The following is a 22,335-nucleotide window of genomic DNA, read 5'->3' on the forward strand; positions in this document are numbered from 1 at the left end:
CCGGCGCTCACAGCGTGAGGTTTCGCAGCTCTCGCGCCCGGGTGCGGCTCGCCGCGATGCGGGAACCATCCTGCATCTCAACCTCGAGGCGGCCACCGTCGCCGGGAACCAGGTGGCGGACGAAGTCGAGGTTCACGATGTGGCTGCGGTGGATGCGGAGGAACCGCTGCGGATCCAGCCGCTGCTCGAAGTCGTTCAGCGTGAGATACACCAGCCACTGACGCCCCTTCGCCACCACCCGGACGTAGTCGTCGTCGGCCTCGAGGCGCTCCACGTCGCGCGCGTCCAGGGGCAGGAGCTTGCCGCGCTCCCGGACGAAGAAGCGGCCGAGCGGGGTGTTGGTCCCCTGGGGCAGGACCTGGTCCAGGCGCTCGCTGGTCGCCGGTGATTCAACCGCGCTCACCCGCTCGATCCGCCGCATGGCGGTCTCGAGTCGCTCGGGGCCAAAAGGCTTGAGCAGGTAGTCCACTGCCGCCAGCTCGAACGCGGTCACGGCGTAACGCTCGAACGCCGTGGTGAAGACGACGAGGGGTTGGTGCTGCGCCTGGCGCATCACCTCCAGCCCCGTGCCACCGGGCATCTCGATGTCGAGAAAGGCGACGTCGGGGCGCTGGTCGTCGATCAGCGCGACGCCGCCCGGGCCGTCCGAGGCCTCACCGACGACGTCGACATCGCCGCGCTGCTCCAGCAGGTCACGCAACCGCTGGCGAGCCAGGGCCTCGTCGTCGACAATCACGGCCCGGAGCGTCAATGCAGCACCAGTGGTTGTCTCGTGCGGGCGAGCGGCATGTTGAGCTGCACCCGGAATCCTTCGCCCGGAGCCGTGGTCACCTGGACGGTGCCAGCGCCGGCGTGATGCGCCTGGAGTCGCTGGCGCACCGCCCGCAGGCCAATCCCACCGTCCCGCACGGCTCCCTGGCTGCCGGCGCCGTCGTCCGCCACCTCGACCGAGAGCTGGTCATCGGTCGCCCGGGCACTGATGCGAATCGTCACCGCGCGGGTGACGGGCCCCATGCCGTGCTTGATGGCGTTCTCCACGAGGGGCTGCAGGAGAAAGGGCAGGATGGGGGCGTCCAGCAGGTCGGGGGCAACCTCCTCGATGACCCGCAGGCGGTCGCCATGTCGGAGTCGTTCGAGCGCGAGGTAGTCGCGCACGAAGGCGAGTTCGTCTCCAAGGGCGACCTGGTCGTTGGCTTCCTGATGCACCTCCAGCACGCGTCGCAGGCATGAGGCGAGCCGCTCCAGCGCGCCTTCGGCTCGCGACGGATCGGCGCGCACGAGGGCCGTGATCGAGTGCAAGGTGTTGAAGAGGAAGTGTGGATTGAGCTGGGCGCGCAGGGACTGCAGCTCGGCGCGCACCCGGTCGGCCTCGGCGCGTGCGGCGCGCTGCTCCTGCGCCCGCAGGGCGGCCAGCCGGTCCAGGCTGGTGAACGCCACCACCAGCAGCACATAGAGGATCAACCCGGTGACAAACTGCCAACGGATGGCGTTGGCGAGGAACCCCTCCCAGCGGTCCGGCGGCGCACCCCACGCGATCTCCGCCGCGATGAATCCTGTCCACAGTCCCGCATACGCCGCGCCCAGCAGCATGTGACGCACGAGGGCGCCCGGGGCCCATCCCGCCGGCCGCCAGCGCGCGACCCCCAGCCCGAGGGCTGCGGCGATGCCCACCGTGCTCACCGCCGAGAGTGCACTGTCCAGCCACGAGGCCCCGCTGAGGTGGACGGCCAGGGCGTACACCAGGACGAACGGGAACCAGGCGAGGAGGTATGGCCGGAGGGGGACGCGCGCGACGGTCACCGCTTCACCTTTTCGAGCGCGGGCAGGAGCTGGTACTTCACCCATCCGTAGTTCGGGTCGAGTGCAAGGGCCCTGGTGTAGGCCGCGCGCGCCGCGTCGACCTGCTTCTCGGCCGCATGCGCTTGCCCGAGCCAGGCCCACGCTTCCACGGCTCCCCAGCGAGGGGCGCCCGCTGCGGGTGCCTGCTTCTCGAACAGCGCCACCGCGCGCGTGAAGTCGGCCAGCGCCTTGTCGCTGCCGCCGCCAAACATCTTCGGCTTGTACAGCGCGCTGATCCCCCGGAGCAGCAGGACACGCGGGTTGTCCGGCCCCAGGCGGACGGCGTCGGCGAAGAGGTCGTCGGCCTTTCCCCCGTAGCGCATGCCGGCCATCATGCCGCCTAACGCGATCTGTTGGCCCAGCACGCTGGCGTGCACGGCGGGGGTTTCCGGCCACGGGAGGACGGCGGCCGACCGGGTCAGCAGCGCAGCGGCTTCTTCGAGGACCGGCTTGGCGTCGTCCGGTCGGTTGGCCGTGTTGATGAGCAGCGTGGCCTTGCGATACAACGCATACCCCTTGTAGTGCAGGATGGCGCCATCGCTGGGGGCGACGGTCAGCACGCGATCCGCCAGCGCGATCGCGTGGTCAAAGGCGGTGGCCTCGCCACTGGCCATCGCGGCCTCGATGAGGGTGCCGAGGGAATCCGCCCAACGGGTGGTCCCGGGGGCCTGGGCCCCAAGGGGGAGGGCCAGGGTGGCGCTGGTCAACAGGAGGAGATGACGCATCGGGAACCTCACTGCCAGATCAGGCTGGCGCCGAAGTATAGGGAACGGTTGAAGATCGAGGGGAGGGGGGTGCGCGTGCGGTAATCGCGGCTGTATCGCCATCCCTGCACGTTGGCTGCGTTCAGGACGTTGCTCACGGAGACGTAGAGGACCGACTGCGCGTGGGCACCCAGCGGACGGTACCGGCTGGCCGACAGGTCGAGGCGCCGGATCCCGCCGAAGCGCTCGGCGTTAGGCGGCCCGTAAGCGGGCACGAACAGGTCGCGGGCGGCATCGAAGGTCGCCGCCACCACCTCGGTGTACGGGCGTCCTGTGGCCGAGCGCCAGTTGCCGCCCAGCCGGAGCCCGTTGGCGAACGCCTTCTCGACGATGATGGCGCTGGAACGCCGGACGTCGTAGGCCGCCGGCGCGAGTGCGCCAGTCGCGGGATCGGTGCGCTCCGCGCGCAACAGGGAGAGGGTGGTCCGACTGGTCATGCCACCCGGCAGGCGGCCCTTGAAGAAGAGGTCGATGCCGCGCGACCTGCCCGTGGCTGGGGCGAAGACGCGGTAGGTGCGGTCGAGGACCGCGAGGTCGCGGTACTGCTTCTCGTAGAGCTCCAGTCGCAGCATCGTGGGGCCGTCACTGCCGACCTGCACGCCTACGATCGATTGCGTGGCGCGCATCGGGGCGAGGTCCCCGCGGCCGAATGCGTCGTCGTAGTAGAGCGGATCGGCGACCTGGTGGTAGACCCCCCAGGCGGCCGTCGCGGTGACACCGCCCACGGGCTCCCAGGCGAGCGAGAGGCGCGGGTCCACGGTGCGACGGCCCGTCAGGGTCGAACGGTCGCTGCGAACCCCGGGAACCAGCTTCACCCGAGGGCGCGGTTGCCACTCCAGCTCAACGAAACTGCCGAAGCGTGTGGCGGGACGCACAAAGGCGTACAGGGAGCGACGGGCCGTATCTCCCGGGGCGTTCGCCGCCGCCAACGAACCGCGGATGGTCGAGCGCTGGCTCTCCAGTTCGCCACCAAGGCGCAGGGTCGTCCCCGGGACCAGTTCGCGGGTCAGCTGGGCGAAGAGCTGCCGCTGCCGCTGGTCCGCGTGCAAGCCGAACGCCCCATAGTCCTCCCGTCGATCCAGGGTGCCCTCGCTCGCGCTCGCGAGCACGCCGAATGTCCCAAAGACCTCCTTCCAGGTGACGACGGCAAGCCGGGACCCCACACGACTATTGAAGGTGCCGGAGAACGCCGGATCGTCGATGGGCACCCCAACGAGGTTCGATTGGTCGAGGACGAGCGCCTTCACTTCTCCGGTCGGCCGATACCCAAGGGTCGCGCTGACAGTGCCGTCGTGTCCGCTCGGTGGTGGGGCGAAGCCCCTCTGGTTCTGGTTGACGCGAAAGAACGGGGCGAGGTTCGTCCGGTTCCCCGCCGCTCGAAGCGTAAGCCGGGGGTGGACCCGGAGCGCGAGGTCCACTGAGGTGGCTGCCAGCCCCGCGCCGATGGACCCCGCATGTCGCGGCGCCTCCCCCCGCGTCCGCAGGCCGACCACGCCAGAGAGCGCGTTCCCGTAGCGGGCTCCGAATCCGCCTGACGAGAAGTAGATCCCCTCGAGTTGGAAAGGGTCGACGGTCCCGACGAAGGTCCCGGTTGGGGTCAGCAGCTGCTGTGGGTTCAGCAGCTGCGCCTCGTTCATGAAGACCTTGGTCTCCGTGTAGTCGCCGCCGCGGACGAAGAGCGCTGTGCCGTCGTCGACCGCCTGGACTCCTGGCAACAGCTGGATGGCGCGGTTGATGTCCGCGGAGGTTCCCGGGGTGGTGACGACCTCGAGCGCGGTGAGCGTGGCGCCCCGCTCTTCACCCGCCGTGTACGCCCCGGCTCGCACCGTGATCGGGGTGAGGGAGGCGGAAGCCCGGTCCAGGGTGATCGAGAGGAGTGCGGTGTCGGCATCGGTCACGATCCGCCGCGATTCCACGAAGCCGAGGCGCTTCACCAGGAGGGTCAGCGGCCGGGGCGCCGTCGGAGTGAAGGAGAACTGTCCGGACGAATCGGTGAGCGCGCCCTCCAGCGTCTCGAGGACGAACACGTTGGCGCCTGGGATCGCGGCGCCCTCAGTGGTGCGGACCAGGCCATGCAGTGGCTGTGCCCCGAGGGGGAGAGCGGTGATCAGGAAGAGGAAGATCGCCTTCATGCCGAGACGGTACGCCACGGGTCGCCGGGGGTGTCGCCCGATTCGGTGAGTGGCGATTTCGCTCGGTGAACAGCTGTCGGGGTGAATCGTCGCCGGCGGTTGCCCCGTTGGAGCGTGCCAACGCAGTGGTCGGGGATCGGCCGTCGGTCACTTCTTTCTTGACAGCGCCTGTGCCGCACCCTAGCCTCGACTGGTCAGGAAACCCCCCGGCTCCGGGGCCGTATCGTCGTTATGTGCGCCGAATTTGTATACACTCGGCGACACGCGTCGGTGTGGGCCGGCGCCAGATCCTCCCATCCAGCACTCCCAGGAGGCAGCATGCAAACGAGTCGTTCACCAGGTCGATGGCGGTGGTTGGTGCCCGTCTTCACGCTCGCGGTCAGCGTGCAGGCCGCAGCACAGACCGGCGGCATCTCCGGCACGGTCACTGACCGGAGCACGGGCCAGCCGATCAGCGCCGCGCGCGTCCAGATCGTCGGGCAGCAAAACCTCGGCGCGAACACCGACGCGACCGGCAAGTACCTCATCCGAGGGATCCCCGCCGGCGCCCAGTCGGTTCGCGTGACGCGCATCGGGTATCGCCCCGAGGCGCAGGCCGTCACGATCCCTGCCAATGACACGGTGGTCGTCAACTTCACGATCGGTCAAAGCGCCGTTGAGCTCCAGCAGGTCGTCGTCACCGGGACCGGTGGCGCCACCGAGAAGCGAAAGGTTGGTGCGTCGATCGGCTCCGTGGACGTCGCCGCCCAGCAGGAGCTGATGCCGAGCGTCAACTTCTCGCAGGTGCTCGCCAACAAGGTGACCGGTGTGCGTTCGGTCGGCGTTGGTGGTGGCGTGGGCAGCGGACAGGACCTGCGCATTCGTGGCATCGCGTCGTTCTCGCTCAGCCAGCGGCCCGTCATCTATATCGATGGCGTGCGCGTGGACTCGCGCGGGACGGAGTGGGCGATCGGGACCATCGCCTGCTGCTCCTTCACCGGCGGTAACTCGACGGATCGTCTCTCGGACCTGAATCCGAACGACATCGAGCGTGTCGAGGTGCTTAAGGGTGCGGCCGCGGCGACGCTGTACGGGTCGGAAGCGACCAACGGCGTCATCCAGATCTTCACCAAGAAGGGCCGCGGCGAGGGCCGCACCGAGTGGAATGTTGAACTCGGCACCGGCTACAACCGCCTGCGCGAGAACCTGCCAACGACGGAATTCCCGAAGTTCACAGGTCCGGATGGCACGCGCGCGAAGGATGCCAACGACCTGATCGAGAACGGGTTGTTCAACTCGGGGTCGATCACGGCGACGGGCGGGACCCAGCGCAGCACCTACTTCGCCTCGGGCCTGTTCTCTCAGGAAGAAGGTTCGATCAAGCCGAACGACCAGACCAAGGGCAACCTGCGCCTGAACGTCAACTTCGTCCCGACCGACAAGTGGACGGTGAACCTGAACACGGCGTTCACGCGCAACCTGGTCGAAGAGCTGCAGGCCGGAAACAACTGGACCGCGCTGCTCGGCAATGCCATGAACGGGAATCCGCGTTCGGCGACCAAGGCGCGCCCGTATGGTGAGGCCTGGGTGCCGGTTTCGGACATCCAGCGGATGTCCACGCTCTCCGATGCGGATCGCTGGAACGGTGGCTTGACGCTGCAGCATGTGATCACGTCGGACCTGACGCATCGCTTGACGGCCGGGCTGGACGCGGTCTCGGACCAGAAGAGCCGCTTCTTTCCGTATGTAGGTGCCTACGGCCCTGCCGGCGTGACCGACGGACAGCGCAACATCGGCACGCGTCAGTTCCGCTCGTACACGCTTGACTACCTGGCGACCTACAACTTCAAGCTGCCGTTCAATATCGAGTCGAACCTCTCGGCCGGTGCCCAGGGCTTCTGGGAGCAGGAGCGCCTCAACATGTCCACCGGGAATCGCTTCCCGGGCCCGGGCGTAAACACGGTGTCGTCGGCCGCGGTGACGAACGGCGCCGAGAACTTCAATGAAGTCATCAACTTCGGCATCCTGGCGCAGAACCGCTTCTCGTGGAATGACCGCGCGTTCCTCACCGTTGGTATCCGCGCTGACGGCAACTCCGCGTTCGGCAAGAACTACGGGCTGCAGAAGTACCCCAAGGCCGACTTCTCGTACGATCTCTCGAAGCACGAGGGGCTCCTGCCCTCGATGTTCAGCGCCTTCCGTGTTCGCTCGGCCATCGGCCGTGCGGGTCGTTTCCCGGGCGCGTTCGACTCCTTCACGAGCTACGGCGCGGCGCCGGTGTTCGAGGACATCTCGGGCATTGTGCCGCTCAACCCCGGCAACTCGGACCTGAAGCCGGAAGTCACGACCGAGACGGAGTTCGGCTTCGAGGCCGGGTTGTTCAACGACCGTGTCGGGCTCGAGGCCTCGATCTACCGCGCCGAAACGGTGGACGCGATCGTCAACAAGCCGAACCCGCCGTCGCTCGGTTTCTCGACCGCCAAGCGCGTGAACATCGGCGCGATCGAAAACCGCGGCTGGGAAACCAGCATCAATTACCTGGTCTACTCCAGCTCCAAGATGGAGTGGTCCACGAACGTCAAGCTGGACGGCAACAAGAATGAAGTGACCGACCTTGGTGGTGTGACCCTGGCGTGCTGCACCGTGCGAGAGGGCTACCCGGTCCAGGGCGTCTGGGGCCGCCGGCCAACCGGCTACTCGGTCGTCAACGGTCGCCCGGTCACCACGCGGTCGGACACGAACACCTACTTCGGCGCGCCGCTCCCGACCGTCAACGCTTCGTGGGCGAACACGCTCCGCTGGAAGGGGCTGCAGCTGTACGGGATGCTCTCGATGGAGCGTGGGGCGTACTTCGGTAACGGCGATCGCGCGTACCGCATTCGCCAGGGTGGGGCCGATGAATACCTGAGCACCTTCGTGAACGGCGCTCCGTCGTTTGCGTCGGACTCCATCGCCCAGTATGCCAGCATCCTGGACTACTTCGACAAGCGCGACAACGTGCGCCTGCGCGAGATCTCGCTCACCTACCAGGTGCCGGAGCGACTGAGCCGGTTCTTCAAGGCGGGCCGTTCGACCGTGACGGCGTCCGGCTTCAACCTGATGTGGTGGGATGACTGCAATTGCGTGGATCCGAACATGAACTGGGCGGGCGCGAGCTCGTTCACGATCGGCAACGGGTTCCTCGCCCAACCGTCCCCGCGGCAATACCGGCTGCAGGTACGCACGAGGTTCTAGGTGCAGGTCCGGGGGCGCCCGCTGGTGGCGCCCCCGGTTCACGAGTTCGGACACTCACCTTTGACGATACCTATCATGCATTCCTCTACCTGGCGTTCGATCGGCGCACGCACGGCGCGTATAGCGACCGTGACGCTGCTCGGCGCAGCCATGGCGTGCGGCGACATCTTTGAAGTGGAAGACCCGCAGGCCTTTGGTGATGAAGACCTGAACAACACGGCGATCCTGGCGAACGTGGTGAACGGCGCCGAAGGAACGCTGCACCAGAACTTTGACGACTTCGTGGTCGTGACCGAGCTGCTCGGTGATGCCATGGAGTCCACCAGCACCTGGATCGACTGGGAAGACATCTCGGAAGGTCGCGTGCGGGGTGACTGGCCGTCGGCCGGCTCGTTCTCGGGGCCGCAGAACGGCATCCTGCAGGCGCGGTTTGCGGCGCAGAGCGCGGAGGCGCGCGTTGCCAACGTTCTCGGTGCCGGGGCGGCCGCGAGTCCGCTGATCGCGCAGGCGCGTTGGGTCGACGGTGTGGCGGACCTGCTCCTCGGCATGGGATGGTGCGAAGGGCCGCTGGCCAACGGCGGCGTGCGTTCCCCGAACACCGCGTTCTTCCCGCAGGCGATCACCAAGCTGAATTCGGCGCTCACGGCAACCTCCGGGATTCCGGCGGCCGACAAGACCAAGTGGGAGTCGGCGATTCGCGCAGCGCGTGCGCGGGCCAACTTGCTCGCCGGCAACTACGACGCCGCGTTGGCTGATGCTGATGCCGTACCGGCCGGTTACACCAAGATGGCGGTGTACGCGGAAGGCTCCGGTGGACAGCAGAGCACCACGGGAAACCAGTTCCACCAGAACCGCAATCGTTCGGGTGGCTTGCGCCGCAAGTGGCACGGGGCGGTCATGGGCGTGAACGCTGGCAGCACTGCCTACCAGACGGTCTACCTCCCGGATTGGTTCGACAACACGAAGATTGATCCGCGCATGGCCCTCAACCGCAAGGTGGGTGAGCTGGGCGTGAACAATCGCTTTGCCTTCTTCGGCATCACGAAGTACTCGGATCGTGGGGCGGACCAGGTCATGTTCAGCAAGCGCGAAATGAACCTGATCGCGGCCGAGGTCTACATGCGGCGCGGCGACTACGCCAACATGACCTCACGGTTGAACATGGATCGTGCGGCGCAGGGTCTGGCGGCACTCCCGACGCTGACGGCGGCCAACGCGCAGAACGCACTGCTCAACGAGCGGTTGGCGGTGATGTTCATCGAAGGACAGCGGATGTACGACCTGCATCGCTTCAACCTGGTCGGTGCGACCCTGGGGACCGGGCGTGCGACGATGCTGCCGCTGTCGACGACGGAAGTGCTGAATAACACGAGCATGAAGTTGGGTGGGGCGACCTGCCCGAAGCTGAGCTAAGCTTGCGGTGAGTAGTGGCGGGGGCGGCCCGGAGGATTGGGTGCGCCCCCGTTTCAGTCCACGGGCAAACAGATGAAGCACGAGAGGCACGAGCGGTACGAGGAGCACGAGCGGCACGAGAGGGTGCGCCCCGGACTTGAGCCGGGGCCCGGTGTCGTGGGCTCACTCACCCCCGCCTGCCGGTGGACGCGACGCGGGTTCGTGTATGCGCTCGGCGCCGGTGGAGCAGCGGGGATTCTCTCAGCCTGTGGCGGAGAGAACGGCGGTGGCCTGGAGCCAACGAAGACCGGCGCCGTAAATGGTGTGGTGCTCGACCTGCAGGGCGCCCCGCAAGCCAACTTCGGCCAGGCGATCCTGATGTTCCCCAGTGGGCGCCATGTCGGAGTGCGCGTGACGCCGGACGCGCAGGGGCGGTTCCGCTTCGACGACCTTCCCGAGGGAGACTACCAAGTACGGTTCCACTCGTTCGGGCAGGCGATCATCCCCGAGCCATACCAGCACCCGCTCAAGTTCAGCGTGGTAGGGGGCAAGACGACGGACGTCACCGTCCGGGTGGTTCGCGGCAACTTCGCCGACTACCAGGTCGAGATCTACATCGGGGACGACTTCTACCAGCTGCAACCTGATGGCGCGGAGAACGCCGAAACGGTGGTAAAGCTCGGGACGCCGGTGTGTTGGTACAACGTGGGTGTGAAGGTTCACACCGTGACCGGGGGGCCGTGGAACGACTCCGGCGACCTGCAGAAGACCCAGTCCTACATCTGGGTGGCGAACCAGGTCGGCACGTTCGGATACCGGGACAAGTATCACCAGCCGCAGATGCAGGCGACGCTGCGCGTGGTGCCGTAGTCGCCATCGTACGAGGGGAATAACGAGAGCGAGGGGTGGCGCGTAGAATTACGGCGGCCTGCCATCCACCCTGAGGTGCACATGATCCCCCGCGTTGTCCCCCTGATTGGCACGTTGGCCCTCGCGGCCTCCGTCCTTCCCGCGCAGCAGGTGTCCTATTCGCGCGCCGAGCAACTCCTTGACTGGAACACCCGCACCCTCGTCGCAGGCGATGAAGTGCGGCCCGCCTGGCTCAAGGACGGGAACCGGTTCTGGTATCGCAACAAGACCAACACTGGCGCCGAGTTCATCGTCGTCGATCCCGTGGCCGCCACCCGTGCGCCGCTGTTCGATCACGTCCGCCTGGCCCGCGCGATGACGATCGCGGGCGACACCGCCTTCGAGGCACACAAGCTCCCGTTTCAGGCGTTCGAGTTCACGAACGACGGCGACAACGAGAGCGAGATCGAGTTCACCACGAACCGCAAGCGCTTCACGTGCAACATCTCGACCTATCGCTGCACGGTGGGCGACACGGTGGCCAACAAGCAGCGGTTTGTGCTGTCACCGGACAAGCGCATGGAAGCGTTTGTCTCTGGCAACAACCTCTGGGTGCGCTCGCGGAATGGCGCGGACTCGACGCAGCTCACCACCGACGGCGTGGAATACTGGCAATACGGCTTGACGATGCCGCGGCCGAGCGAGATCCAGTTCAATCGCGTGGGGCAGCGTCGCCCCAACCTGCGGTGGTCGCCCGACTCGAAGAAGATCGCCGTCGTCCGACAGGACGAGCGCTACGTCGCGCACCACTACTACGTGCAGTCCACGGGCCAGCGGACCAAGATGTACTCCCAGCCCTACGCCCTGCCCGGCGATACGGCCGTGCCGCGCCCCTACCTGTATATCGTGGATGTCGGGAGCAAGCAGAGCGTGCAGGCCAAGATCGCCCCGCGCCCGAACCAGCTTTCCATCGGCGGCTCCGTGCGTGACTCGGCGTGGGCGGACAATGGCCAGACGCTGAACATCTCGATGTATACGCGCGGCTCGAAGAGCGCCTACCTCGCGGCGATCGACGCGACCACCGGCGACATGCGGGTCATCGCGCGCGACACCGGCAAGACGTATGTGGAGATCTCCAACCCGCAGGACCCCGGGTCGTTCTACACGACCAAGGACCAGAAGGACGCCTTCTGGTGGTCGGAGCGCGACGGCTGGGGGCACCTGTACCGGTTCAATGGTGCTGGCGTCTCGAGCATGACGTCGAGCGATGCAGACGGCGGGTTGGTCCTGGCCCCGGATCCGGTGGCACAGCTCACGACCGGCGCCTTCCAGGTGGGACAGATCTCGTACGTGGACGAGGTCGCGAAGCAGGTCTACTTCACCGCACGCGGGAAGGACGGCTTCCTCTACTATCCCAAGCTGTATCGCACGAGCTACGACGGCGTCGGGATGACCCTGCTCACGCCGGAAGACGCACACCACACCATCACCTTCAGCCCGAGCGGGAAGTATTTCGTCGACACCTACTCGACGCTGCAATCGCCACCGGTGACGGTCGTGCGCTCGGCGGTCGACGGGCGGGTGGTCAAGAAATTCGAGGACGCCGACATCTCGCGGCTCAAGGAGATCGGCTGGAAGCCGGTGCAGCTCTTCTCGGTGAAGGCGCGGGACAACGTCACCGATATCTATGGATTGCTCTACCTGCCGTCGAACATGGATTCGACGAAGAAGTACCCAATCATCTCGCACATCTACCCGGGACCGCAGGTCGGCTCGGTCCGCGGCTGGAATTTCACCAATGGCGGTGAACCCTACGCCCTCGCCGAACTCGGCTTCATCGTCATCCAGCTCGACCACCTGGGGACGCCGCTGCGCTCCAAGGCGTTCCACGACAACTACTACGGCTTCTTTGGCGACAACGGCCTGCCGGACCACATCACGGCGATCAAGCAACTCGGCGCGAAGCACAAGTTCATCGACACGGACAAAGTCGGGATCTTCGGGCACTCCGGCGGTGGGTTCGCCTCGACCGACGCGATCCTGCGCTACCCGGACTTCTTCAAGGTCGCGGTGAGCGGCGCGGGCAACCACGACAACCGCTCGTACAACATCTACTGGGCCGAGAAGTACCAGGGGCTCATGGTCAAGGATTCGGCGCGTCGCACCGACAACTTCGAGACGTCGGCCAACAAGACGATGACGAAGAACCTGCAGGGCAAGCTGATGCTCATGCACGGCGATATGGACGACAACGTGCATCCGTCCATGACGGTCCAGGTGATCGATGAGCTGATCAAGGCGAACAAGTCGTTCGACATGGTCTGGGCGCCCAACCGGAACCACGGGCTCAACGAGCCGTACTTCATCCGTCGTCGGTGGGACTACTTCGTTGAGCACCTGATGGGTGGCACGCCGCCGGTGAACTACGAGATCAAGCAGCCGGTCACGGGCGCCCCGGGGCGGCCCGGCGCTCCGGACCCCGACAGCTGGGACGACGAGGGGTTCCCGTACTGGAAGCCGTTCAAGGCGCCGCAGTAGGTTCGAAGACGGCAGACGGCAGATAGCAGGCGGCCGCCTGCCGAAGAGATGAAACGCGAGAGCGGGGCGAACGGGGGCGACCCTGGGCGTCCCGCTCTTTCCGTGCGGCGACCTTGCCGGGCCGCGCTCCGGGGGCCCACATTCCCGCCCTCGTCTCCCCTTCACCAGGCCCGCAGTGACTGCACACGCCGCAACCGCTGACTCTGCCCCCGCCCCCAAAAAGGGGGGGATCTCGCTGACCCAGTGGATCATGATCTCCATGGTCGTGGGGATCGCCATAGGGACCTTCCTCCCGGACGTGGGGAAGGAGCTCAAGCCCATCAGCAACATCTTCTTGCGGATGATCAAGTCGCTGATCGTCCCGCTCCTGTTCAGCACGCTGGTCATTGGCATCGCGGGCCACGGCGACGACATGAAGAAGGTGGGGCGGTTGGCGCTGCGCTCGATCATCTACTTCGAGGTCGTCACGACGCTTGCGCTGGCGATCGGATTGATCGCGGTCAACCTGGTCAAGCCGGGACAGGGGATCGTGCTGCCGCCGGAAGCCGGCTCGGACGTACAGCAATACGCACAGACCGAGATCTCGCTGGGCGGGGTGCTGGAGCACACGGTGCCGCAAAGCTTTTTTGAGGCAGCCGCGAAGAACGAAGTGTTGCAGATCGTCTTCTTTGCCATCCTCTTTGCCGTGGCCCTGGCTCGCGTTCCCGGCGAACCGCGGCAGGTGATGCTGCGCCTTCTGGAGAGCCTGGCCGAGGTGATGTTCAAGTTCGTGGGGCTGGTGATGGCCTTCGCCCCATTCGGCATTGGGGCGGCGATTGCGGTCACGGTGGCGCAGAGCGGGCTTGGGGTGCTCAAGAACCTCGGGTTGATGGTCCTCACGCTCTACGGGGCGCTCGTGGTCTTTGTCCTGTTCGTGCTCGTGCCCGTGATGCTCCTGTTCCGCATCCCGGTGAAGAAGTTCCTCATGACAGTCAAGGAGCCGTTCCTGATCGCGTTCAGTACGGCCTCGTCCGAGGCGGCCCTACCGCAGGCGATGCAGGCGATGGAGAAGTTCGGCGTGCCGCGGCGCATCGTGTCGTTTGTCATGCCGACCGGGTACTCGTTCAACCTCGACGGCACGACGTTGTACCTCGCGCTCGCCTCGATCTTCGTGGCCCAGGCGGCGGGGATCGACATGCCCCTGTCCCAGCAGCTGCTGATGATGCTCACCCTGATGCTGACGTCCAAGGGCGTCGCGGCCGTGCCGCGGGCTGGGTTGGTGATCCTGTCCGGCACCTTGGCGTCGTTCGGGCTGCCGCTGCAGGGGGTGGCCGTGATCCTCGGTGTAGACGCGGTGATGGACATGGCGCGGACGTCGATCAACCTTTTGGGCAACTGCTTGGCGACGGCGGCGATGGCGCGATGGGAAGGGGAGTTGGACGCCTGACGACTCAGGCGTGATGGCAGACGGCAGACGGCAGACGGCAGACGGCAGACGGGCACAACCCGCGCAAGAGCGCATGTGCGCCTTGCGCGATGACATGAGTCACACACCATGACAAAAACTCTTGATGTGATCACCGCCGGCACGATCCTCGTGTCGGCGTTCGTCGTCTCCGCCCAGGGGACCCGCACCGACTATGCACGCGCCGAGCAGTTGTTGAGCTGGAACGCGGGCGAGCTGGTGACCGATGACGCGGTGCGTCCACGCTGGATGTCCGGCGATCGCTTCTGGTTCCGCAATCGCGGCTCGAACGGCTATGAATTTGTCATCATGGACCTTGCGACCGGCGCCCGTCGCCCGGCCTTTGACCATGCGCGGCTCGCCGCGGCGCTCTCCGTGGCCGCTGATACGGCCTACGATGCGGGGAAGCTCCCGTTCCGCGACCTCGCGTGGGTGCAGAATGAACAGGCGATCCGGTTTTCGGTCGGCCGGAAGAAGACGTGGACCTGCCACGTGGCCACCTACGCCTGCGTCGGGCCCGACACCATGCCAGTCGAGAAGCCGAGCGAGGTGCGCTCGCCGGATGGGCAATGGGTCGCGTTTGAGCGCGCTGGCAACCTCTACATGCGACCTGCTGCTGGCGGGGCGGAGGTGCGCCTGACGAGTGATGGGACGCCGGAGTATGGGTATGGCCTGAACAATATCGGCTGCTGCCAGCAGGTGACCAACGCGCGCAACAACACCGAGGTGCGGCCTTTCGTGTTGTGGTCGCCGGACTCGAAGAAGCTCGTGACCCACAAGTGGGACCAGCGGAACGTGCGCTGGATGCACCTGCTGGAGACGAAGAACCCGGGGCCGGTGCTCCATTCGTATCGCTACGCGTTGCCCGGCGACAGCGTGATCCCGCGCTGGGAGTTGTACGTGGTGGATGTCGCGGCCAGGCAGGCCGCGCGCGTCAACCGCGGTCCGGCCGATGCGATCAACACGAGCTGCTGCTGGCTGATGTCGGACACGGTGTGGAAGGACGTGCGCTGGTCCGGGAACGACCAGCTCTTCTTTACGGCGGGCAAGCGGTCGTTCGACGAACTGGAGCTGGTCGTCGCGAATCCTGGTGATGGGTCGGCGCGCACGGTCCTCAAGGAAGCGAACAAGACCTTCGTCGAGACCAACCAGAACTCCGGTGGGATCCCGAACTGGCGCCCGCTCACGGGTGGAAAGGAGGTTGTGTGGTGGTCGGAACGCGACGGGTGGGGGCACCTCTACCTCGTGGACGCCGCGACGGGGAACGTCAAGAACCGCATCACGAGCGGCTCCTGGATGGTGAGCGACCTGCTGTGGATCGACGAGACGCTGCGCTACGCGTACTTCACGGCCCGTGGGCGCGAGGCGGGGCGCGACCCCTATAACCGGCACTTCTATCGGGCGAAGCTCGATGGCACCGCCGTGGAGTTGCTAACGCCGGAGGACGCGGACCATGAAGTGAACGTGGCCCCGTCGGGAAAGTTCGTCGTCGACGTGTACTCCACGCCGGCGCGTCCGCCGAGCTCGACCATCCGGCGGATGGACGGCACGGTGGTCAAGGAGATCCAGCAGGCCGACGTCGCCCGGTTGACGGCGGCGGGCTTCCGGGCGCCGCGTTCGTTCAAGGTCAAGGCGCGCGATGGGGTGACGGAGTTGTACGGCATCCTGTGGTATCCGGCGCACTTCGATTCGACCAAGCGGTACCCGATCATCGATTACATCTACCCGGGGCCACAGGTCGGGTCGTTAGGCGGTCGCCAGTTCCGGGCCAGTGCCAACGGCAGCGCCAACGCACTCGCCGAGCTGGGCTTCTTTGTCGTGCAGGTCGATGCGATGGGGACGCCAGGACGATCGAAGTCGTTCCATGACGCCTACTACGGCAACATGACGGACAACGGCCTCCCCGACCAGGTCGCGACGATCAAGCAGCTCGCCGCCCGGATCCCGCAGATCGACATCGATCGGGTCGGGATCTACGGGCACTCTGGTGGCGGTTTCTCCTCGACCGACGCGATCCTCACCTACCCCGACTTCTTCAAGGTCGCCGTGTCGAGCGCCGGCAATCACGACAACCGGAGCTACGACTTCACGTGGGGGGAGAAGTATCACGGTCTGTTACGCCGCCTCTCGGACACCACAGATTCCTTCGACTCGCAGTCCAACTGGCGCAAGGCGCGCAACCTGAAGGGAAAACTCCTCCTGACCTACGGCACGCTCGACGACAACGTCCACCCCGTGGCGACCCAGCTGGTCATAGATGAGTTGATCAAGGCCAACAAGGACTTTGACATGTTCATCATGCCGAACCGGAACCACGGGTTCGCCGGCGAGCCGTACATGGTCCGTCGGACGTGGGATTACTTCGTGCAGCACCTGCTCGGCGTGACCCCGCCGGCGGGGTACGAGATCAAGGGGCCGACGCCGTAAGGGGCGACCAGGCGCGTTCACCGGTCTCTTACCGGCCGTGCTTCGGAGTTTGGCCGTTCATCCCGTGCGTAAAGAGCAACTGCGCGGTACGAGCAGCACGCGACACGGCTCGTCGGGAAGGTGCCCCCGCACTCTTACGCGTGTCGGGTGACGGTCCGGAACCGGCCAGAGCAATAGATTGGCAGGGGAGGCGCGGCAGCTTCCGTACCCCCCGTACCGCCCGTGCTGCCCGTGCTGCCCGTGCTGCCCGTACTGCCCGTACTGCCCGTACTTCGCCGTGGGGCAGGTGCCCTCGAAACCCTCGGCCCCCCACTTCGGTAGAAGGTGGACTGACGCATCACATGTTCACTCGCTCCCTAGCCCCTCTTCTCCTCGCCCTCGCCGCCTGCGCGCGCGGGAGCGCGGTCCTCGACCTGAGCCCGATTCCGGTCGCGGCGGTCGTCTCGAGCCCCGAGGCGATCGCCAGGGCGCGGGCGGACAGCATGCAACTTCCGTGGACCAGGGCGGACGCCGAGTTCATGGCCGGGATGATCGGGCACCACGCCCAGGCGATTGCCATGGCGCGCCTCGCCCCGCGGAACGGGGCCAGTCCGTCGGTCCGGACGCTGGCGGCGCGGATCATCAATGCCCAGACCGACGAGATCCAACTGATGCGCCAGTGGCTGAGCGACCGGGGGCAACCCGTGCCCGCGGCAGACCCCAAGGGCATGAAGCACGAGATGGGCGGCCAGTCCATGATGATGCTGATGCCCGGGATGCTCAGCGAGGCGCAGATGCTGGCGTTGAGCCAGGCGCGCAAGCGCGACTTCGACCGGCTCTTCCTGCAGTACATGATCCAGCACCACCAGGGGGCGGTGTCCATGGTGCAGGCGCTGTTTGCGGCGGACGGTGCGGGCCAGAACCAGACGGTCTTCAAGTTCGCGTCGGACGTCAACGTGGACCAGACCACGGAAATCGCCCGCATGCAGCGGATGTTGGCAGAGGTAGTTCTCGGTAGGTAGGTCCCTCGGTCGCAGGACGCGGGCCACGGGTCGAAGGTCGCCCCCAGGTATGCCGGGGTGGACGCGGCCGTGAGGTTCGTAGGCGCGGTTCGCAGTCTCCATTGGTGGTGACGCTCACTCCAGGACAACAATGACACGCAGACGCTTGGCCCATCGCACGCTCCTCCTTGCATCGCTTGCCGTGATGGCGTGCGCGCGCGGGACGACGATCAACAACGCCCCGTCGCGCATGCGCGATCCGCGGGTCGGCCTCAAGGCCGGCATGAATGACGCGGGCGAAGCCATCAGCGGGATGGCCCGGCTCGCCACGGCGCAGCCGACGGGGAAGTTCGTCGGCAGCACCAATTCCGACCTGGCGTTCACGGGCAACTACGCCATCCAGGGGAACTACAACGGCTTCCAGGTCTGGGATATCTCCAACCCGCGACAGCCGCAGCTGGTCAATGGCTACTACTGCCCGGCGTCGCAGAGCGACGTCTCGGTCTACAAGAACCTGCTCTTTGTCTCGGGCGAGGGGATGGCCGGGCGTGTCGACTGCGGCGGGCAGGGTATACAAACTGCGGTGAGCAAGGACCGCCTCCGTGGCATCCGCATCTTCGATATCACCGATATCCGGAACCCGAAGTACCTGCACAACGTGCAGACCTGCCGTGGGTCGCATACACACACGGTGCTGGTGGACCCGAAGGACCGGGACAACGTGTACGTCTACATCTCAGGCTCGGCGAACATTCGTCCTGACGCCGAGCTGCCCGGGTGCAGCTCGGGGTTGCCCGAGCAGAACGCGAACACCGCGCTGTTCCGGATCGAGGTGATCAAGGTCCCGCTCGCCGATCCGACCAAGGCCGCGATCGTGTCGTCGCCGCGCATCTTCAATGACCTGGTGGCACCGCCCGAGCATGGCACCTCGCCCGAGGACAAGGCGATGGTCGAGAAGGCGAGGGCGGCCGGGCAGTTCGTCGTGGAGTTCGGGGGGGAGGCGCAGGTGCTCCCACCGCAGTTCGCGGCGATGCTACTTGATAGTGTGGTTACGCAGCGCGTAGTCGCTGAAGTGGCCAGGTCGACGGGCAGTGCGCCGGCGCCCACGGACAGCGCGGTCCGGCGCCGGGTGCGCGCTTCGCCGCCGACCGCGGCTGACTCAGCGAAGCTCCGCCAGGACCTTCCGGCAATCATCCAGCGCATGTTCGGTGGCGCTCCGGCGGCGGGCAATGGCCCGCGACCGGGACCGACGCAGTGCCACGATATCACGGTGTATCCGGAGATCGGGCTCGCGGGTGGCGCCTGCGAGGGCTACGGGCTCCTGCTCGACATCTCCGATCCGGTGAACCCCAAGCGCATCGCTGCGGTGGCGGACTCCAACTTCTCCTACTGGCACTCGGCCACGTTCAACAACGACGGGACGAAGATGCTGTTCTCGGATGAGTGGGGCGGTGGTGGTGGTCCGAAGTGCCGCGCCGGCGACCCGAAGGAGTGGGGCGCGGACGCGATCTTCACGATCCAGAACCGCCAGCTGCAGTTCAAGTCGTACTACAAGATGCTGGCGCCGCAGACCGACAAGGAAAACTGCGTGGCGCACAATGGCTCACTGATCCCGATCCCGGGGCGCGACGTCATGGTGCAGTCGTGGTACCAGGGCGGCGTGTCGATCTTCGACTTCACCGACGCGGCCAAGCCGATGGAGATCGGCTTCCACGATCGGGGACCGTCGGACACGACGCAGGTTGGTGGCGCCGGCACCTGGTCGGTCTACTGGTACAACGGCGCCATCGTCTCGTCGGAGATGGAGCGTGGCCTCGACGTCTTTGAGCTGGTGCCGACGCAGCACATCTCGCAGAACGAGATCGACGCCGCGAAGACGGTGAAGCTGGAGTACCTCAACGCGCAGGGACAGCCGAAGATGAGCTGGCCACCGAGCTTCGCGATGGCGCGTGCGTTTGTCGATCAGCTGGAGCGGAACAAGTGCCTGTCAGCGGCACGGATCGCGTCGGTTCGCACGTCGCTCCAGGGCGCCGAGTCGGCCGCTGGCCAGTCTCGCCGGGACATGCTGTCGACGCTCGTCACGCAGCTGGGGAACGACCGCAACGGATCGTGTGACGCCCCGAAGGTGGGGATGTTGCAGCAGGCCGTGCGCGATCTGATGGGGGGAATCGCGTAGGAAGAGCAACTGCCACTGCGAAGCACGGGCAGTACGAGTCCAGGGCAGCACGGGGAGCACAGGTGCCCCTCGTGCTGCCCGTACTGCTCGTGCCCCTCGTGCCGCGCGTACTGCTCGTGCCCCTCGTGCTGCGCCCTGGCGGTTTGTTAGCATCGTTGAACAGCCACTGCGCAGCACGTGCAGTACGAGTCTTGAGCAGTACGCGTGCCCCCCGTGCTGCTCGGGCTGCCCGTACCGCTCGTGCTTCGCAGTGGCAGTTGCCCTAGCCGGACCTCGCAATCGCTGAGGCCGTCCGCAAACCCACCGCCGCGAACGTCAGCGTCCCATTGGTGCAGGACGCCGTCGGAAACGTGGGCGCCCCCGCAATCCACAGGTTCTCGTGGTCGTGGGCGCGTCCCCAGCCGTCGACGACGCTGGTCGCCGGATCGCTGCCCATGCGGCACCCGCCGGTCGGGTGTTCCTGACCGATGTCGTTCGCGTTGCTCGACAAGCTGATCACTTCTCCGCCGCCAGCCTTCGCCATCGAGCGGAAGAGGTTGCGCAGCTCTTCCTCCTGCCATTCGCGAAGGGCTGCGCTTTCCGGCGCATCCTTCCACGTCAGGAAGGGCATCGGGTCACCAAACCGATTCTTGCGGGCCGCGTCGAAGGTGATGCGGCTCTCACGATCGGGAAGGACGTCGTAGTAGGCGCGCACCCGCGCAGTGGCTCCCTTGGCGCGTTGCCGCCAGTCGGCGAGCAGCGCGTCCCCGAGCTGCAGGCTCCCGTCCGACGCGCGCAACCGCGGATCCCGCCCGACGCTCGATTCCCAGATCCGCAGGTCGTGCCGGAGGTACTTCCCCTTTCGGCCCTCACGCATGAACTGCTTGGAGACCAGCGAGTGCTGGACGTTGATCCCGGGGTAGAGTTCCAGCGGCAACGAGACCTGGCCGCCGATGTTCCGGTGCCCGGCGAGGTAGCGCCCGACGTTCCCACTGCGGTTTGCCAGCCCCTCGGGGTGGGCGTCGTCGCGGGAGAGCATCAGCAAGTGCGCCGACCACACAAATCCGGCGGCGAGCACGAATGACTTCGCGGTGATCGTGACCTCCTCACCCGACGCATCGGTGCGATTGCCCGTCGCGCGCACGATACGGCCGTGTTGTCCCTCGGCGACCAGCCGGCGAACGAGGGTCTCGGTGACCAGGGTGATCTTTCCCGCCTTCACCAGTGCGTCCCAGGAAAAGTCGGGGGAGTACTTGGCACCGGTCGGGCAGACGGGATAGCAGGTGTCACATCGTTGGCAGACGGCGCGACCCTGGTATGGCTGCGAGTTCTTGGCGGATGGCGTGCTCCATGCGGCGATCCCGGCCTTCGACGCCCAGTCGCGCAGTTGCGCCAGGTTGTAGTTGACCGGTAGTGCAGGGAGCGGATACGACTTGCCTCGCGGGTCGAAGGCCGTGGGCCCTTGTTCGCCGGCGATCCCCATCCGCTCCTCCGCCTCCTGGTAGAACGGATCGAGGTCGTCGTAGCTGAACGCCCAGTCGTCACCGAGGCCGGTGAGGGACTTCACGCGAAAGTCTTCCGGCGCGTACCGCGGCGCAACGCCGCCCCAGTGCATGGCGAGCCCGCCCACGTGCATGCTCGGCGAGAAGCCATACGTCACGCCGTAGGCGTTCTGGTCGTCGAGGTGATCCTGCTTCCACGGGCTCTCCCCGTAGTCCTTGTAGCGTTCGCGCGCGCGGGCGCGCTCGCTGAACGGGGTCGACGGCTTGCCGGCCTCGATGACCGTGATGGCCCGCGACGTCTTCTCCGCCAGATGCTCGGCCATCATCGCGGCCGTGATGCCGCTGCCGATGATGCAGATGTCTGCCTCGATGGTCTTCATGTGTTGGGCCTCCGCATCGTCGGGGGACGCATGCTGGCGGCCTCGAGTGGACGGCAGGCGCCCGGTGAGACGTCGACGCCCATGGCGAGGTTCCAGGCCGCCGGGGTCGACGCCCAATGCGCGAGGAGGGCCACGGCCACGTGGCGCGCATCGAGCGGAGCCGGGAGTCGCTGACCGCGTTCGCTGCCTAACGCCATCGCCACCACCTCGGTGCGCCCCGCGAGGTCCAGCGAGGCGAAGGACGACCGGCGGACCTTCTGGGCCAGGAGATCCAGCGCGTCAAGCTGCGCGCGCCAGGCCGGGGCAGGGTCCGGGGGGAGGTACCGGATGTCGGAATAGCCGTACCCTACCATCTCCTGGGCCACGGGCTCGTATTCGTTGACCCAGCGGACGAACGCATCCACGGCCGCCGTGCGGCCTGTGGGCCCAAGCTCGCCCGGCAGGAGCACCTCGGCGAGGGGTTCGAGTGCGGCGCGGTCGATCGTCGTGGTTCGAGCCAGCGCCGGCGGTCCCGCGTCCGGCGCGCAGGCGACCGTGGACGCGGCGACACCGGTCGCGATCGCGCTGGCCGTCTTGAAGAACGTCCGGCGCGAGGCGCCGTCGGGCGGTGTGGAGCTGGTCATGTCGGGACATAACCCCCGGTTTTCGGGGGCGGCAAGACCCGATGTGCGTTGTCCGCGCCCGCGCGCCCAGCCGACGCGCGGCCCACGGCCGGCCGGA

At 66.6% G+C, this 22,335-nt stretch carries 14 protein-coding genes; 8 read left to right on the forward strand and 6 right to left on the reverse strand.

Annotation, left to right across the window (positions count from 1 at the left end; translation table 11 throughout):
* Positions 1–7: 7 nt before the first annotated feature.
* The 4 genes from IPK85_22715 to IPK85_22730 are packed head-to-tail and all read right to left on the reverse strand — an operon-like array spanning position 8 to position 4,753.
* Positions 8–751, reverse strand: a complete 744-nt coding sequence (locus IPK85_22715; GenBank protein MBK8250177.1) for a response regulator transcription factor — start codon at positions 749–751, stop codon at positions 8–10.
* On the reverse strand, positions 748–1,800 hold the full coding sequence (locus IPK85_22720) for a histidine kinase (GenBank protein ID MBK8250178.1): 1,053 nt from the start codon (positions 1,798–1,800) through the stop codon (positions 748–750). The genes IPK85_22715 and IPK85_22720 overlap by 4 nt, the downstream gene beginning before the upstream one ends.
* Positions 1,797–2,564 carry a tetratricopeptide repeat protein gene (locus IPK85_22725; GenBank protein MBK8250179.1) on the reverse strand — a complete coding sequence of 256 codons (768 nt, stop codon included), beginning with the start codon at positions 2,562–2,564 and terminating at the stop codon, positions 1,797–1,799. The genes IPK85_22720 and IPK85_22725 overlap by 4 nt, the downstream gene beginning before the upstream one ends.
* Before the next feature lie 8 nt (positions 2,565–2,572).
* The gene (locus IPK85_22730; GenBank protein MBK8250180.1) at positions 2,573–4,753 is read right to left on the reverse strand and encodes a TonB-dependent receptor; all 2,181 of its coding nucleotides are present in this window, start codon (positions 4,751–4,753) and stop codon (positions 2,573–2,575) included.
* A 300-nt stretch (positions 4,754–5,053) separates the two neighbouring features.
* Between IPK85_22730 and IPK85_22735 the strand changes: the two genes are divergently transcribed.
* From IPK85_22735 to IPK85_22770, 8 genes are all read left to right on the forward strand, one after another.
* Positions 5,054–7,948: a TonB-dependent receptor gene (locus tag IPK85_22735; protein MBK8250181.1), complete on the forward strand. Its 2,895-nt coding sequence runs from the start codon at positions 5,054–5,056 to the stop codon at positions 7,946–7,948.
* Between the two features lie 75 nt (positions 7,949–8,023).
* Positions 8,024–9,361, forward strand: coding sequence for a RagB/SusD family nutrient uptake outer membrane protein (locus IPK85_22740; protein ID MBK8250182.1), 1,338 nt, complete (start codon positions 8,024–8,026; stop codon positions 9,359–9,361).
* Positions 9,362–9,433: 72 nt separating this feature from the next.
* On the forward strand, positions 9,434–10,210 hold the full coding sequence (locus tag IPK85_22745; GenBank protein MBK8250183.1) for a twin-arginine translocation signal domain-containing protein: 777 nt from the start codon (positions 9,434–9,436) through the stop codon (positions 10,208–10,210).
* A gap of 81 nt (positions 10,211–10,291) precedes the next feature.
* Complete coding sequence (locus IPK85_22750) at positions 10,292–12,727, forward strand: DPP IV N-terminal domain-containing protein (GenBank protein ID MBK8250184.1); 2,436 nt, start codon at positions 10,292–10,294, stop codon at positions 12,725–12,727.
* Positions 12,728–12,977: 250 nt separating this feature from the next.
* Complete coding sequence (locus IPK85_22755) at positions 12,978–14,153, forward strand: cation:dicarboxylase symporter family transporter (GenBank protein MBK8250185.1); 1,176 nt, start codon at positions 12,978–12,980, stop codon at positions 14,151–14,153.
* Positions 14,154–14,261: 108 nt separating this feature from the next.
* Entirely contained in the window at positions 14,262–16,598 is a 2,337-nt protein-coding gene (locus IPK85_22760) for a DPP IV N-terminal domain-containing protein (protein MBK8250186.1), read from the forward strand.
* Between the two features lie 341 nt (positions 16,599–16,939).
* A complete protein-coding gene (locus tag IPK85_22765) occupies positions 16,940–17,599 on the forward strand; it encodes a DUF305 domain-containing protein (GenBank protein ID MBK8250187.1) in 660 nt (219 codons plus the stop codon).
* 184 nt (positions 17,600–17,783) lie between these two features.
* Positions 17,784–19,754, forward strand: coding sequence for a hypothetical protein (locus IPK85_22770; protein MBK8250188.1), 1,971 nt, complete (start codon positions 17,784–17,786; stop codon positions 19,752–19,754).
* A gap of 262 nt (positions 19,755–20,016) precedes the next feature.
* Here IPK85_22770 and IPK85_22775 read toward each other — a convergent pair whose 3' ends face one another.
* Positions 20,017–21,615, reverse strand: coding sequence for a GMC family oxidoreductase (locus tag IPK85_22775; protein MBK8250189.1), 1,599 nt, complete (start codon positions 21,613–21,615; stop codon positions 20,017–20,019).
* Positions 21,612–22,238: a gluconate 2-dehydrogenase subunit 3 family protein gene (locus IPK85_22780; protein ID MBK8250190.1), complete on the reverse strand. Its 627-nt coding sequence runs from the start codon at positions 22,236–22,238 to the stop codon at positions 21,612–21,614. Before IPK85_22780 ends, IPK85_22775 begins: the two co-directional genes overlap by 4 nt.
* Positions 22,239–22,335: the final 97 nt, after the last annotated feature.

Source organism: Gemmatimonadota bacterium (assembly GCA_016712265.1).
In the GTDB taxonomy this organism is placed as follows: domain Bacteria; phylum Gemmatimonadota; class Gemmatimonadetes; order Gemmatimonadales; family Gemmatimonadaceae; genus RBC101.

Excerpts from the sequence above, each read along its gene's own strand:
- IPK85_22750 (MBK8250184.1), top strand. The coding sequence starts at position 10,292 with ATGATCCCCCGCGTTGTCCCCCTGATTGGCACGTTGGCCCTCGCGGCC.
- IPK85_22740 (MBK8250182.1), top strand. The coding sequence starts at position 8,024 with ATGCATTCCTCTACCTGGCGTTCGATCGGCGCACGCACGGCGCGTATA.
- IPK85_22775 (MBK8250189.1), bottom strand. The coding sequence starts at position 21,615 with ATGAAGACCATCGAGGCAGACATCTGCATCATCGGCAGCGGCATCACG.
- IPK85_22745 (MBK8250183.1), top strand. The coding sequence starts at position 9,434 with ATGAAGCACGAGAGGCACGAGCGGTACGAGGAGCACGAGCGGCACGAG.
- IPK85_22770 (MBK8250188.1), top strand. The coding sequence starts at position 17,784 with ATGGCGTGCGCGCGCGGGACGACGATCAACAACGCCCCGTCGCGCATG.
- IPK85_22725 (MBK8250179.1), bottom strand. The coding sequence starts at position 2,564 with ATGCGTCATCTCCTCCTGTTGACCAGCGCCACCCTGGCCCTCCCCCTT.
- IPK85_22755 (MBK8250185.1), top strand. The coding sequence starts at position 12,978 with ATGATCTCCATGGTCGTGGGGATCGCCATAGGGACCTTCCTCCCGGAC.
- IPK85_22760 (MBK8250186.1), top strand. The coding sequence starts at position 14,262 with ATGACAAAAACTCTTGATGTGATCACCGCCGGCACGATCCTCGTGTCG.
- IPK85_22765 (MBK8250187.1), top strand. The coding sequence starts at position 16,940 with ATGTTCACTCGCTCCCTAGCCCCTCTTCTCCTCGCCCTCGCCGCCTGC.
- IPK85_22735 (MBK8250181.1), top strand. The coding sequence starts at position 5,054 with ATGCAAACGAGTCGTTCACCAGGTCGATGGCGGTGGTTGGTGCCCGTC.
- IPK85_22780 (MBK8250190.1), bottom strand. The coding sequence starts at position 22,238 with ATGACCAGCTCCACACCGCCCGACGGCGCCTCGCGCCGGACGTTCTTC.